12 protein-coding genes are annotated in these 13,385 nt (G+C 66.6%); 5 read left to right on the top strand and 7 right to left on the bottom strand.

What is annotated here, in order from left to right:
* Nucleotides 1-16: 16 nt before the first annotated feature.
* The 3 genes from CW348_RS09435 to CW348_RS09445 all read right to left on the bottom strand — a co-directional run bounded on the left by CW348_RS09435 (nucleotide 17) and on the right by CW348_RS09445 (nucleotide 2,141).
* Nucleotides 17-529, bottom strand: coding sequence for an ATP-binding protein (locus tag CW348_RS09435; protein ID WP_324970214.1), 513 nt, complete (start codon nucleotides 527-529; stop codon nucleotides 17-19).
* Nucleotides 530-979: 450 nt separating this feature from the next.
* Nucleotides 980-1,261, bottom strand: a complete 282-nt coding sequence (locus tag CW348_RS09440) for a GlsB/YeaQ/YmgE family stress response membrane protein (protein WP_011293385.1) — start codon at nucleotides 1,259-1,261, stop codon at nucleotides 980-982.
* A gap of 274 nt (nucleotides 1,262-1,535) precedes the next feature.
* The gene (locus tag CW348_RS09445) at nucleotides 1,536-2,141 is read right to left on the bottom strand and encodes a hypothetical protein (protein ID WP_011293386.1); all 606 of its coding nucleotides are present in this window, start codon (nucleotides 2,139-2,141) and stop codon (nucleotides 1,536-1,538) included.
* A 353-nt stretch (nucleotides 2,142-2,494) separates the two neighbouring features.
* On the opposite strand from CW348_RS09445, the gene CW348_RS09450 reads away from it, so the two are divergent.
* The 3 genes from CW348_RS09450 (at nucleotide 2,495) to CW348_RS09460 (ending at nucleotide 6,472) form a co-directional block, all read left to right on the top strand.
* Nucleotides 2,495-4,873 (top strand): phosphoketolase, encoded by a 2,379-nt coding sequence (locus CW348_RS09450; RefSeq protein ID WP_061783915.1) that lies wholly within the window; start codon nucleotides 2,495-2,497, stop codon nucleotides 4,871-4,873.
* Nucleotides 4,873-5,958, top strand: coding sequence for an acetate/propionate family kinase (locus tag CW348_RS09455; RefSeq protein ID WP_011293388.1), 1,086 nt, complete (start codon nucleotides 4,873-4,875; stop codon nucleotides 5,956-5,958). The genes CW348_RS09450 and CW348_RS09455 overlap by 1 nt, the downstream gene beginning before the upstream one ends.
* Nucleotides 5,959-6,049: 91 nt before the next feature.
* Nucleotides 6,050-6,472: a YciI family protein gene (locus CW348_RS09460; RefSeq protein WP_011293389.1), complete on the top strand. Its 423-nt coding sequence runs from the start codon at nucleotides 6,050-6,052 to the stop codon at nucleotides 6,470-6,472.
* Between the two features lie 78 nt (nucleotides 6,473-6,550).
* Here CW348_RS09460 and CW348_RS09465 read toward each other — a convergent pair whose 3' ends face one another.
* Together CW348_RS09465 and CW348_RS09470 are read right to left on the bottom strand one after the other, a co-directional pair.
* Complete coding sequence (locus CW348_RS09465; protein ID WP_011293390.1) at nucleotides 6,551-7,027, bottom strand: NUDIX domain-containing protein; 477 nt, start codon at nucleotides 7,025-7,027, stop codon at nucleotides 6,551-6,553.
* A gap of 139 nt (nucleotides 7,028-7,166) precedes the next feature.
* Nucleotides 7,167-7,385: a hypothetical protein gene (locus tag CW348_RS09470; protein WP_287463488.1), complete on the bottom strand. Its 219-nt coding sequence runs from the start codon at nucleotides 7,383-7,385 to the stop codon at nucleotides 7,167-7,169.
* 931 nt (nucleotides 7,386-8,316) lie between these two features.
* On the opposite strand from CW348_RS09470, the gene CW348_RS09475 reads away from it, so the two are divergent.
* A complete protein-coding gene (locus CW348_RS09475) occupies nucleotides 8,317-9,675 on the top strand; it encodes a cytochrome P450 (protein WP_104612679.1) in 1,359 nt (452 codons plus the stop codon).
* Nucleotides 9,639-10,742, top strand: coding sequence for a cytochrome P450 (locus CW348_RS09480; protein WP_011293393.1), 1,104 nt, complete (start codon nucleotides 9,639-9,641; stop codon nucleotides 10,740-10,742). The genes CW348_RS09475 and CW348_RS09480 overlap by 37 nt, the downstream gene beginning before the upstream one ends.
* Before the next feature lie 102 nt (nucleotides 10,743-10,844).
* On the opposite strand, the gene CW348_RS09485 is transcribed toward CW348_RS09480, so the two are convergent.
* Nucleotides 10,845-11,180: an Lsr2 family protein gene (locus CW348_RS09485; protein ID WP_011293394.1), complete on the bottom strand. Its 336-nt coding sequence runs from the start codon at nucleotides 11,178-11,180 to the stop codon at nucleotides 10,845-10,847.
* A gap of 1,090 nt (nucleotides 11,181-12,270) precedes the next feature.
* On the bottom strand, nucleotides 12,271-13,353 hold the full coding sequence (locus CW348_RS09490) for a glycosyltransferase family 4 protein (protein WP_011293395.1): 1,083 nt from the start codon (nucleotides 13,351-13,353) through the stop codon (nucleotides 12,271-12,273).
* Between the last annotated feature and the right edge of the window lie 32 nt (nucleotides 13,354-13,385).

Here is a 13,385-nt window from a genome sequence, read left to right on the forward strand (position 1 = left end):
AGCGGCAGAGCACCGGTCACGGGCTGGCAGCCATTTGCAGTTCCGGGCGGAGCGCGAATTCCGCCCAGGTGATCATGGACCCGTGTCGGTGGTGGAAGGTGGGGGCGGCCGGGTGGACTTCCCCGTTGCTGGCTGGAAGACGCCCCCACGCGTAGGAGAGCGCTGAAGCGATGAACAAGCCCCGTCCGCTCTGTGCGTCCTCCGGCGGCAGCATGGCGCGTGCTACCTGTGCGGGCATGGGTTCGCGTCGGCCTTCGTCGGTGATTTCCAACCGCAGCAGGACGGGTGGGTCGCCTTCGGTCCGTACCGTGACCCGGACCGCTCCGCCTGGCTCCCCGGACGCCGTGTGTCTGATCGCGTTGGTGAAGAGCTCGCTGACCACCAGTTCCACCGAGTCGCGGATGCTCGGATATGCAAGGAGCAGAGAGCGGACCCAAGAACGCGCCCGGCCGCAGTTCTCGGCCGTTCCCGGAAAGGTCCGCGTCGCCTGGATTAGGCCTCGGGCGTCATCGCTCATGGGCATCACCATTCCTGGGCGTCGCACCGGATCATGGGGTGCGGCTACCCCGTAATCAGTTCACGACGCTCAGAAACGGCATTCCCGTCCTACTTTTTGTCTTTTGTCTACTGTGGGCTCACCCATGCCCCAAAAGAGCAACACAGGCCTGCCGGGTGGCAGCGGATCCGCAGGGCTGGTGCTTGCGTGGGACAGGGGTGCCCGCGCTGCGGTTCCTGATGGGGCGTCGCGGGGCAGCACGGCTGCCTCCTTGCGGCAATGGGCGCCTGCCCGGCCTGGGGATGCCCCCGCATGCGCCGCGGCTGCGGCGGACGCTGCCAGGACTGGGCGCTGTGGGAGGCCACGGCCCCGCTAGCTCCAGGTGTGGTGTCCGGTGCGAGCAGCAGCGGGGTCTTCCCACAGCAGCGGAGCCCGCAACCGGATGTGCGGGCTCGTGGAACGGTCGGGGGCAGGGTCCGGTTGTCAGGCGGGACTGTGCCCGCGGCGTCCGCCGCGTATCGCGGAGATGAGGTAGACGCCGATCGCTGCCAGCACCACCTGCACGATCAGGGTGAGCCAGAAGGACGTGGTGAAGCTCGCCATGATTGCGGTGCCGAGCAGTGCGGCGATGATGCCGATCACGATCGTCAACCAGATCGGCATGTCCTGTTTGCCGGGGACGATGAGGCGTCCCAGTGCCCCGATGATTAAACCGACCACTAAGGCACTGATGATCGTGCCGAAGAAACCGCCGCCGATTTCCATACTGACCTCCTGGATTTTCCGGATACCCCCTGACTGCCCGGCACGGGCAGAAAGATGCACGAGGAGGTCGACGAAGGAGGCGGGATGGGGCCATGCCGCGCCGGATAGCGCTGTGACGTGCCCTTATCCTGGCCGCCGTAGCCGAGGGAACGGGAAAAATCGTGCGGTTCGGGGGTGCTGCTCTGCCGCCCGCCACGTCGAGGCGGAGCCTTGTCGGCGGCCGAGGCCGTGCCCCTTCACCGCGGCGTTCTGTACGGCTTGCGGCGGAGCCGGGTCAGTCCAGGGGGTCGGCCTCGGCTGCCCGCCGGGTCGTGCGCGGTTTGGTGCGCACCTTACGCGAAGTGATCTTGGGGGCGGTTTCTGCCGGGGGTTCGTCGGCTCCGGACTCCGCACTCTCGGCGGAAGCCTCGGAGACACCGCCGGCGCGGATCTTCAACGCTTCCTCCTCGACACGGCGGATGTTGCGCACGGTCTCGGGCGGTTGCGGCAGCCGGTCGCCGCGGAGGTGTGCGCCTAGCACAGCCAGCCCGTAGTCGCACAGCAGCTGCCGGGCCTGCTGGGCGGGGACTCCGCTGAGCTGTTCCAGCTCCGGCATGGTGCATTCGCGGAGCAGCCGGATCACTTCCTGGACGGCTTCGCGGGGGCGGCGGGCCGTGATGGTCGCGGCGAGCAGTTCCGCCTCGGCCAGGGCGGCGGTGGACGGAGCCTCTTCCGCGGCGTCGCGTTGCGCGATGAGCAGTCTGGTCAACTGCCGGGTGGCGGTGTGCGAGGCCGCGCGGGTTTCAGCTTTGCGCGCGTAGCGCCCTTGCAGCCAGGTGACGGTGGCGCTCGTCACCAGGCTGACGGCGCCACCCGCGAGGACAAGCAGGAATTCGTTCACGACTACGCTCCGTGGAGGGGAGGAAACAGATGTTTGGTGAGCATTCGCTACTGGATGGTCACTTGTCAAGAATCATGCATAGCTGCTTTGCGGGGGAAGGGCCACTGTCCTGCCCGGTCAGCGTCGTCTGCGCGGTGGGACACCCCGGGTGAACCCCTCACCGGGGATACGGACCGAGCCTGAGGCAGACGGTTCGGCGGTGCCTTGGCCGTGCCTGCCGGTGGCGTCCGCTGCCCGGCCTACTCCACGAAGAGAAACGTGCAGTCCTCCGCAAAGGACGTTGCATCCCGCATAGAACGCCGGTGGGGGCGGTAGGGGACGTGGATGATGTCCACCGACCCGAGGGAAGCGGCATGACGTCGACCGAATCAGTTCCCCGCCAGGCTCTCACCGTCACCGAACTCCAGGAGATCGACCGCTACTGGCGGGCCGCCAACTATCTGTCTGTCGGCCAGATCTATCTCCAGGACAATCCGCTGCTCCGCGAACCGCTCGTCCCCGAGCACATCAAACCGCGGCTGCTCGGCCACTGGGGCACCACGCCCGGCCTCAACTTCATCTACGCCCACCTCAACCACCAGATCCGCAGCCGCGGCACGGAGATGATGTGGATCGTCGGCCCGGGGCACGGCGGGCCTTCCCCCGTCGCCACAGCATGGTTGGACGGCGTCTATTCGCAGATCTATCCGGACGTCGGCCGAAACGCGGAAGGCATGCGCCGGCTGTTCCGCCAGTTCTCCTTCCCCGGCGGAGTGCCCAGCCACGCTGCCCCGGAGACCCCCGGCTCCATCCACGAAGGCGGCGAGCTCGGCTACGCGCTCGCCCACGCTTTCGGTGCAGCCTTCGACAACCCCGACCTGGTTGTCGCCGCGGTCGTCGGGGACGGTGAAGCCGAAACCGGCGCCCTGTCCGGAAGCTGGCAGTCGATCCGTTTCCTCAACCCGGCGCGCGACGGCGCAGTCCTGCCGATCCTGCACCTCAACGGCTACAAGATCGCCGGGCCGACCGTGCTGGCCCGCATCCCCGAGGAAGACCTGCTGGCCCAGATGCGCGGGCACGGCTACGAACCGCATGTGGTTGCGGGCGACGACCCGGACACGGTCCACCAGTTGATGGCCGGGACTCTCGCGAGCTGCCTGGAACGCATCGACACGATCCGGTTCCGTGCCCGGCAGGAGGACGGGGACATCGCGAACGTGCGCTGGCCCATGATCATCCTGCGCACCCCTAAAGGCTGGACCGGTCCCCGCGCCGTGGACGGAAAACCCGTGGAAGACACGTGGCGTTCCCACCAGGTGCCGCTTGCTGCCACGCGGGAGAACCCGGAGCACTTGCGCCTGTTGGAGGAGTGGCTGCGCAGCTACCGTCCGGAGGAGCTGTTCGACGAGCACGGCGCACCCCGCCCGGAGACCACGGCGGTGGTGCCCCCGCCGGACCGCCGGATCAGCAGCAGCCCGCACGCCAACGGGGGCCTGCTGCTGCGTGACCTCCTCCTGCCGGACTTCCGGGACTACGCCGTCGAGGTAGAACGCCCCGGTGTGGACATGGTGGAAGCCACCCGGGTACTGGGCGGGTTCCTCCGCGATGTGGTCGCCGCGAACCCGCACAACTTCCGGATCATGGGCCCTGATGAGACCCAGTCCAACCGGCTCGGCGCGGTCTTCGAGTCCACTGACCGGGCGTGGACCACGGAACGCCTCCCTGTCGACCAGCAGCTCTCCCCCGATGGGCGGGTGATGGAGGTCCTCAACGAGCAGCTCTGCCAAGGCTGGCTGGAGGGCTACCTGCTGACCGGGCGGCACGGCCTGTTCAACTCCTATGAGGCGTTCATCCACATCGTGGACTCGATGGTCAACCAGCACGCCAAATGGTTGAAGGTGAGCCGCGAGCTGCCGTGGCGGCGTCCCATCTCTTCGCTGAATTACCTGCTCAGCTCGCACGTGTGGCGCCAGGACCACAACGGGTTCAGCCACCAGGACCCCGGCTTCATCGACCACGTCGTCAACAAGAAACCCGAGATCATCCGGGTCTATCTCCCGCCGGACTGCAACACGCTCCTGTGCACCATGGACCACTGTCTGCGGTCGCGGAACTTCATCAACGTGGTCATCGCCGGCAAGCAGCCGCAGCTCACCTACCTGCCGATGGAAGCGGCGATCGCGCACTGTACGCGGGGCGCGGGGATCTGGGAGTGGGCGAGCTCGGACGAGGGTGCAGAGCCTGACGTGGTGCTGGCCTGTGCGGGGGACGTGCCCACCCTGGAGACGCTGGCCGCAGCGGACCTGCTCCGCCGCCACCTGCCTGAGCTGCGGGTGCGTGTGGTCAACGTGGTGGACCTGATGCGGCTCAGCAACGAAGGCGAGCATCCGCACGCTATGACCGACCGCGAATACGACACCTTGTTCACCCGGGACAAGCCGGTGATCTTCGCGTTCCACGGCTACCCGTGGCTGATCCACCGGCTGACCTACCGCCGCGCCGGGCATCCCAACCTGCATGTGCGCGGCTACAAGGAGGAAGGCACGACGACCACCCCGTTCGACATGGTGATGCTCAATGACTTGGACCGCTTCCACCTGGTGATGGACGTGATCGACCGGGTGCCCGGGCTGGGGGTGCGCGCAGCCGGGCTCCGCCAGCACATGCAGGACGAGCGGCTGCGCTGCCGCGCCTACACCCGCCAGTACGGGGAGGACGCCCCGGACATCCGCAACTGGGTGTGGGAGCCCTGATGCGGGTCCTCATCGTCAACACCGGGTCCACGAGCGTCAAACTCCGGCTCCTAGGCTCGGACGACGCGCTGCTGGGCCGGTGCGACTTCCCTGTCGTCGACGGCACGATCCCGGTGGACGCGATGACCGGGGCGTTGGAGCAGCTCGGTGCTTTCGACGCGGTGGGGCACCGGGTGGTGCACGGCGGGACGGTCTACCGGTCGGCGGTGCGGGTCGACGACACTGTGCTGCAGCAGCTCCAGGCGCTGGTGGAACTGGCTCCGCTGCACCAGCCGCAGGCGCTGGCCGCGATCGACCTGCTCCGCACGCTGCTCCCTGGCGTGCCGCAGGTGGCGTGCTTCGACACTACGTTCCACACCACCGTGCCGGAGGTGGCGGCCACTTATGCGCTGCCTGCCTCGTGGCGGGACCGGTTCCAGTTGCGCCGCTACGGGTTCCACGGCTTGTCGCACGCGTATGCGTCCCGGCGGGCCGCCGAACTGGTGGGGGGCGACCCGGGCCGGGTGGTGACCGCCCATCTGGGCGCGGGTGCGTCCTTGGCCGCGGTGCGCCACGGGCAGTGCGTGGACACCACTATGGGGTTCACCCCGTTGGAGGGCCTGGTGATGGCCACCCGTCCCGGGGACGTCGACCCGGGCCTGGTGCTGTGGCTGCTGCGGGACGGGCGGCTCAGTTTTGCTGAGGTGGACCGCGGGCTCACCTATTACAGCGGGCTGGCCGGGCTGGGGGGAGCCGCCGACATCCGGACGGTGGTAGCACAGGCTGAGGCGGGTGACGCCGCGGCGCGCTTGGCGCTCGACGTCTACGTGTACCGGCTGCGCAGCAAGATCGCGGCGATGGCCGCGGCGTTGGGGGGCCTCGACACGCTGGTGTTCACCGGGGGTGTGGGCGAGAACCAGCCGCTGGTGCGCTCCGGGGCGGCGGCTGGGCTCGGTTTTCTCGGCGTGCGCGTGGATGAGGACGCCGATCGGGGCGCGGAACCGGACGCCGAGGTAACCGGGGACGGTTCCCGCGTCCGGGTCTTCGTGGTTGCGGCGCGAGAGGATCTTCAGATCGCCGCGGAGACCCGGAACGTTGTGGCGTGACGGGAAAATTTCGCCGCTGTCATCCGTGATTCGCCCGCTGTCGGGTAGCGGTGTTAACAACAGTGATCCCGAATCCGACAGGGGGAGAACCGTGAAGCACATGCTCATCATGCGCGCCACTGACCAGGCGATGGCGGAAGCCGCGAACCGGGACTTCGAAGAGATCCTCAACGAGATGGGCGCGTACAACGAGTCGATGATCGACGCCGGTGTGCTGGTCGCTGGTGAAGGGCTTGCCGAACCGGAGGAAGGCGCTGTGGTGGACTTCAGCACCGACAGCCCTCAGGTCACTGACGGCCCGTACGGCGACACCGAGAAGCTGTTCAACGGTTTCTGGATCATCCAGACGTCGAGCCGGGAGGAGGCCATTGAATGGGCGCGTCGTGCCCCGCTCGGCCCCGGCACCGAGCTGGAGGTGCGGCGCGTGCAGGAAGTGGAGGACTTCGCTGACTACGCCGACAACGAGTACCTCCAGAAGGAGGCGGAGTGGCGTCAGCGGCTCGGCACCGGGTGACCGCTGGCTGACGCCCTGGGACAGGGCTTGGCGGGCCGGTTCAGGGCCGCAGGATCAGCGGTGGGCTGGCCCGCCTCCTCACCCGAGGTAGGGGGTGGTGCGGTCTTCGAGGGCGTGGGTGATCCGCAGCCGCATGGATGGGTGGATCCGGTAGTGGTCGATCTGGTCCGGTGCCACCCAGCGCACGTGGGTGGATTCGCTGCTGGGGGTGGGGGCGCCCGCAACAGCCCGGGCGGCCAGCACGATAGAGAACTCTTGGCGGACCTCATTGTTGCTGGTGTAGTGGATGACGTGGCCCGGGTCGGTGTAGATCCCGACCAGCCCGGTGATTGCGCAGCGGATCCCGGTTTCTTCCAGGGTTTCGCGGACCCCGGCTTCGGTGAGGCGTTCCCCTACGTCTACGGCTCCGCCGGGAAGCGCCCAGTTGCCGTTGTCGCTGCGGCAGATCAGCAGCAGCCGTCCCGTGTCGTCCCGGACAGCGATGTTGACGGACGGCACGATGCTGTTGGCTTTCGGCGCATTCGGATCGTTGAGGTAGTCGATGCGGCGGGCCATAGGGTCTCCCTGTTCAGGGTGGCGGCAGGGTCCGGGCGCTGACGATTCCCCGGGGCTGGTCCCCGTACGGCGGGGTGATCGTTGCGCCCTGGTATCGCCTGTCGATATCTGCCGGGGATGGTCTCCCGGGCAGAACGGTTCAGGTTCGGTCGGCGAGGCTAGCCGGGTGTTCGAAGAATTCCGCTCCGCAGGCGGTGCACTGCCATTCTGTCGCTCTCTTGAAGCAGCCGCCCAGGATGATCTCGCCGGCGTCGACGGCCTGCTTGATCTCGTCGGTGGCGGGCACTCTCCCGTACACCACCCGTGCGATCTGTCTCTGCCCGCATTCGGGGCACACTGCGTGCTTCTGGTGTTTCATCAGGCCTTTCTCCTGGGGGTGCTGTGCCGCCGGGAGGTGTGTGGCGGTGGAGCTCTGCGCGACTGTTCGGCCGAGCAGCATCCTGGCGGTGGTATCGCGGTGTTTCAAGGGAGTTTCTGCCCGGGGAACCGGTTCACAGACCTTTCTGTCGTGGTGCAGGGCTCTGCGTTGTTCGCGGCCCGCCACGGGTCGGAAAAAGGGCCGTGTTCTCGAAGGGGTTTCCGCGGTCCGCATCACGTCGGGGAATAGGGAGTACGGACGGACTGGTCGACTGCCTCGGGGATCGCGGTTCGGCAGCGGACGCTTTCCCGCTGGTCGGCATTGACGCAGAAAACGGAGAGGCGGGAGGCACCGGAAAGCTGACGGAGCGGGCGGCAAGAGCTCCGCCGCGACATTCCCGTGGGATAAGCGGCGGGAATAGCCCTGTACACCGCTCTACGGTCCTTTTCTTTCGTCCACTCTCGCCGGACGGCGATCTGCTGCCCGACCTCGGGGATCGCTACTCATTCGGCGTTGACCTGCACAAACATGAGGGAACCGCGTCCGCGGCACCCCTTCCACGGCACCGGACACTCCGTTATCTATTTTTCGGACGCATCAATTCGCACTTAGGGGCAAAGCAGACAAACAGCACTCTTCAACCACATTTTCTCCCCGTATCGTGCAACAAAGACAATCACGGAAACGACCCCTATCGAGCATCACGAGAAAACTCCAGCGAAAAACTTCTGATTTCCCCACTTTTCACCATTCCATGGCTTATGATCCATTATTCGAATGACCGGAGCGCAGTAAGGAGTTCTTCACAAAGAGACCATCTCGCACCAATCGGCTTCCGTATCCCTGCCTACCGCGCAACAACGTCCCGCGGTATCCACGAGCACACCGACTTTCCCCATCACCCCTTCTATCCGCGCCGAGAAATAGTGCTATGACCCGCTCTCCCTCCCCACCCATCCGCCTCTACCAGGCTGCCGACCCCACCGCCCTGTGGCCCGCATTGCTCGCCGAATACGGGGAGATCGCGCCGGTCGAGCTCGAGCCGGGCATCAACGGCTGGCTCCTGCTGTCGTGGCGACTCAATTGGGAAGTGATGCGCGATGCCGAAACCTACGCGCGCGACCCCGACCGCTGGGCGGACATGGCCAACGGCCGGATCGGCCCACGCTCCCCGCTCCGCGTCCTCTACGGCAAATACCAGTCCGCCCTGTACTCCGACGGAGCCGACCACAAGCGCTACCGCGCCGCGCTCACCGCTGCTCTGGACTCGCTGAGCCTGCGCCAGGTCACCGGGCACATCACCGCGGCAGCAGACCAGCTCATCGACGCCTTCTGCCTCCACGGCAAAGCTGACCTGGTCACCCAGTACACCCGGCAGCTCACCGTCACCGTGCTCGCCCGTCTCTTCGGCCTGGGACCGGCCGAAACCATGCGCATCTGCCTCGAGATGCAGGCCATGTGGGACGAGGGCCCCAACGCTTTTCCCGCCCTCATGCGCATCGCGGAGATGCTCACCGAGCTGGCCCGGAAGCGGCGCCGCACCCCCGGCAAAGACCTGGCTTCAGTCCTCGTCGCCCAAGGACTCAGCGACGTCGAGGTCCGCGACAATCTGCTGCTGATCATCGCCGCAGCCGACGACCCGGTCACCCACCTCACCGGCAACACCATCCGGATGCTGCTCACCACCCCGGAGAGCCGCGCCGCACTCACCACCTCGCCAGGGCTGATCTCCGAGGCCGTCAACACGGCGCTGTGGACCACCCCGCCGCTGCAAACCCTCGTCGGCCGCTACCCCGTCCGGGACGTGGAACTGGCCGGGGTTCCCATCCGGGCGGGAGAGTGCCTCGTGCTGGGCTTCGCCGCGGCCAGCCTCGACCTGGCGCAGCACAGCGACACGGACACGATGTCCACGAACCGCGCCCACCTGACCTGGGGGGTGGGCCCGCACAGTTGTCCCCTCCGCGGTCAAGACATGGCTCTGGCGATTGCCGAAACCGCCGTGGAACGGCTGCTCCGCCGGCTCCCTGACGTGGCCTTGGCTGTTCCGCCCGAGCAGTTGCGCTGGCGCCCTTCACTAGCCGTCCGTGGCCTGGAGTCGCTGCCTGTCCGCTTCACCCCTACCCCCGTCAGCAACCCAGGAGGAACTGAATGGGACAGTCCCGCCGACCCCACACCGTCTACCTCGATCCGGCTAAAGGAGTCGACATCCCCGCGCAGCGACGCGAACTCCTCGACAAAGGCCCGGTGGTACGCGTGGCTTTTCCCGGGAACCTGGAAGTCTGGGCGCTGACCCACGACGCCCCGCTCCGCAACGCCCTCGCTGACGAATCGGTCTTCGTCCGCGGCTGGCGGAACTGGCGCGCCCTGATGGCGGGCGAAGTCGACCCCACCCATCCGGTCGCCAACATGCTGCGCGTGGAATCCATGCTGGCCCGCTCCGGAGCGGACCACAAACGCATGCGCGGCCTGGTCCAAGCCGCTTTCACCCGCCGTCGCGTCGAAGCCCTCCGTCCGCGCATCGAGGAGATCACGAACGAGCTCCTCGACCGGATGGCCGAGAGCGACGGGGTGGTCGACCTCAAAGCCGCCTATTCTTTCCCGCTGCCGATCCGTGTCATCAGCGAACTGCTCGGCCTCAACGAGGAAGACCACCTCACGTTGCAGACGCTGGTGACGCGCACCCTCTCCGGCACGGACCCTGAGGCCAACGCCGACGCGTTCACCTTCGTCGCCTCGCTGATCGAGGCTAAACGGAAGAACTTGGACGACGGCCTGATCAGCGCGATGATCGAGGCGCGTGCGGAGGACGGCGACCGGCTGAGCGAAACCGAGCTGATCCACAACACGCTGCTGCTCATCATCGGCGGGTTCGAAACCACCATGGGCATGATCAGCAACTCGGTGCAGCTCCTGCTCACCCACCCCGACCAGCTGCACCTGCTCCGCACCGGTCAGGCGTCGTGGGAGAACGCCATCGAGGAGTGCCTGCGCTTCGAATCAGCGGTGGTCATGCTGCCGTTCCTGTACACCACGCGGGACGTGGAGATCGACGGCATCACGATCCCGGCTGGGGACGCCGTGCTCATCGGCTTCGGCCCGGCCAACCGGGACCCGCAGGCCTATGACGACCCCGACCGTTTCGACATCACCCGCCCCAGGCCCCGCCATTTGGCGTTCGGCCACGGCGCCCACCTCTGTCTCGGGGCGGCGCTTGCCCGCTTGGAGCTCTTGATCGCGCTCCCCGCGTTGTTTGAGCGCTTCCCCGACATCACCCTGGTCGGTGAGGCCCCGCCGACGCCGACCGTGTTCATGAACCATCCGCTGAGCCGACCGGTGCTCTTGCGCCCGAAACCCTGATCTGCACTGCGCACAGCACGAGGGCCGGGAAGCTTTCTGCAGCGGTTCGTCCGCCGCTGCCTCCCGGCCCTCACCGTGTCCTATCCGCGGGTGCGGTGCGGATCAGCCCTGCTGTGTCGCGAAGTATTCGTCTACGATCGCCTGAGGAATGCGGCCTCGGTCGCTGATCTGCTTTCCCGCAGCCTTGGCCCACGCCCGGATTTCGGCGCTGCGGTCCTTGGCCGAGGTGGTGCGCTGCTTTCCCCGGGCGGCGGGGCGCTTCGCGGGTGCCCGGCGGGCCACTTCGACGTACGGGGCGAGGGCCGCGCGGAGCTTTGCCGCGTTGTCGCTGCTGAGATCGATCTCGTAGGTGGAGCCGTCGAGTCCGAACGAGACCGTCTCCTCGGCCTCGCCACCATCGAGGTCGTCAATGAGAAGCACCTGAACCTTCTGTGCCATAGGGACGGTCTCCATCCATGGGTAAGAGAGACTTCGGGTAACCAGACAAGCTATCTGGATAACTCCAACAGAATGTCAGGTCTTTCCTGAAGAAGCGGCACCTCGTATTACGATCTTTATCTTTTCTATAAGATTTCGATAGAATCAGGAGCCGCTTTGGCCTCCGTTTAGAAAACCAGCTTCATTTTACCTAATGAAGCGAGGCAAGAAAACACACTGAGGCATCCGTTCACCGCAGAGCTGCCACCGCTAATCGCGGCGGAACGGCCAGTTTTCCGAGTTGTCCACAAATGCGAATAACGGGGCTTGTCGGCTAGCACTCGTTCCTGCTGGGGACGTCGCCGACCACTGTGCGGTCTCACCCTGACACTCAGAAGACAACGGCTGTCAATAATACATCCTTTCAGCCGGACTCCTTACGGAAAAACAGCTCCTTCCTGCCACTTCTTTCTGCCCGGGTCCCCTCTTCCCTGCCGCCGTCGCCCGCTTCCCAGGGCGGCCCTCCCGGGACAGCACTGCGTGCCGAGAAGGAATGCGCAGTCCTTCATATCTCCAACGGCCTGATCACCGCTATGCCGGACACCGCTTTTAGCTCTTCTGCGGCAGGCTGCGCCCAGAGCCACGCGGAAGCGACCGGCCGCGACGCCCCGCTGCGGGGTGGCTGGCTCTGCCGGCCTCGACCGAAACGCGCCCGTGGTGCCGCGCGAAGAGAACAGGAAACCCATCGCCAACCGTTCCCGCCCGCGCCGCTCAGATAGGAGGAGAAAAGCAGGCCACCACGCTCCGAAGAAGTGTTCCTCCCGCCCTCTCTCCCTTTGACCTGTGCTGATGTCACGCAAGCCTTCGGGTGCCCGCCGGGTTTCTGCGCAGGTATCTCGAAACCCTCCGGGGACATCCGCGGGTTTCCTCCGATGCCGATAGTGCTGCTGTTCTTCTGGCCCGCCGTGGCAAAGAGACAGCGTTTTCCCTGGTAGACCTTGCACTAGCTGCAAGAAAAACGCCCTCTCGATACCGGAGGGCGCGCGGCCGCGCCATTGCCGGGGATCCCGATCAAGAAACACCTTTCCCAACGGCCCCGGGGAATGTGCGGTCAGCGGGCCCCGGAGAACTGCGGCACCGCTCTTAGGTGAAGCACGGAATAGTAGGCCCGTTCATAGTTCCGCGCCATCGTCTCCCCACTGAAGTTGCGCTGCACGTGCTCCCGGCAGGCGTGGGGGTCCAACTGGGCGGCGTGATCCACTGCCGCGGCGAGTTCGGCCTCCCGGGAAACCAGCACGCCGGTGACCCCGCCGCGCACGGTTTCCTGAATCCCTCCGCGGCTGAATCCAACCACCGGGGTGCCGCACGCCATTGCTTCTACGGCCACCATGCCGAACGGTTCTTCCCAGCGGACCGGGAAGAGCAGGCAGCGGGCCCTAGCGAGCAGGGTCAGCTTCTCCTCTTGGGAGACCTCCCCCACGTATTCGGTGGTGGGCCCGAGCAGAGGGCGGATCACTTCGTCGAAGTAGGCCCGCTCGTCGGGCTGGCTGCGTTTGAGCGCGATCACCAGTCGGCGCCCCGCCTCCCGGGCCGCGCGGATCGCGATATCGATCCCTTTCTCCGGGGTGCTGCGGCCCAGCACCAGCGCATAGTCCTCTTTGTCTGCGCGGAACGGAAACCGGTAGGGGTTGATCCCGTTGTGCACGGTCGCGGCCCACGGCAGATCCGGCGCCAACCGCCGTTGGGTATCGGAGACCGCGACAAGCTGCACGCTCTCCCGCACCGCCCGGTAGTACCGGGCGAGGTCCGGGGTGACGATCGAGTGGACGGTCGCCACAGTGGGCGCCGGGCGGACCGCTGCCGTGAGCGCTCCGATCATCGTGTGGTCGTGCACGAGGTCCGGTTGCAGTTCCGCTATGACCTGCTGTGCTTCCGCGGCGTGCGCGATCTCAACGGTGCGGTCGCCGATCCGCTCGCCCTGCGGCTCGTCGTAGGTCGTCCGGAGCTTCGCCCGGGTCCTTTTCCTCCCTACTCCGACAATGGTCACGTCGTGGCCACGGGCGACCAGTTGCTCTGCGAGCTCCCCCATGACCTCTTCGACGCCTCCGTAGGCGACGGGCGGGATCTCGTACCAGGGCGGTGCCAGCAGGGCGAGCCGCAGCCGGGGGCGTTCGAGAGTGGTTGCTTGGTCCATGACCCGATCAACTCCCACACGGATATCGAGCC

Source organism: Thermobifida sp., from assembly GCF_017577275.1.
Taxonomy (GTDB): domain Bacteria; phylum Actinomycetota; class Actinomycetes; order Streptosporangiales; family Streptosporangiaceae; genus Thermobifida; species Thermobifida fusca.

Bases quoted from the DNA above. Each gene is read 5' to 3' on its own strand.
- CW348_RS09435 (WP_324970214.1), bottom strand. From the start codon at position 529: ATGGTGATGCCCATGAGCGATGACGCCCGAGGCCTAATCCAGGCGACG.
- CW348_RS09440 (WP_011293385.1), bottom strand. From the start codon at position 1,261: ATGGAAATCGGCGGCGGTTTCTTCGGCACGATCATCAGTGCCTTAGTG.
- CW348_RS09450 (WP_061783915.1), top strand. From the start codon at position 2,495: ATGACGTCGACCGAATCAGTTCCCCGCCAGGCTCTCACCGTCACCGAA.
- CW348_RS09455 (WP_011293388.1), top strand. From the start codon at position 4,873: ATGCGGGTCCTCATCGTCAACACCGGGTCCACGAGCGTCAAACTCCGG.
- CW348_RS09465 (WP_011293390.1), bottom strand. From the start codon at position 7,027: ATGGCCCGCCGCATCGACTACCTCAACGATCCGAATGCGCCGAAAGCC.
- CW348_RS09470 (WP_287463488.1), bottom strand. From the start codon at position 7,385: ATGAAACACCAGAAGCACGCAGTGTGCCCCGAATGCGGGCAGAGACAG.
- CW348_RS09475 (WP_104612679.1), top strand. From the start codon at position 8,317: ATGACCCGCTCTCCCTCCCCACCCATCCGCCTCTACCAGGCTGCCGAC.
- CW348_RS09485 (WP_011293394.1), bottom strand. From the start codon at position 11,180: ATGGCACAGAAGGTTCAGGTGCTTCTCATTGACGACCTCGATGGTGGC.
- CW348_RS09490 (WP_011293395.1), bottom strand. From the start codon at position 13,353: ATGGACCAAGCAACCACTCTCGAACGCCCCCGGCTGCGGCTCGCCCTG.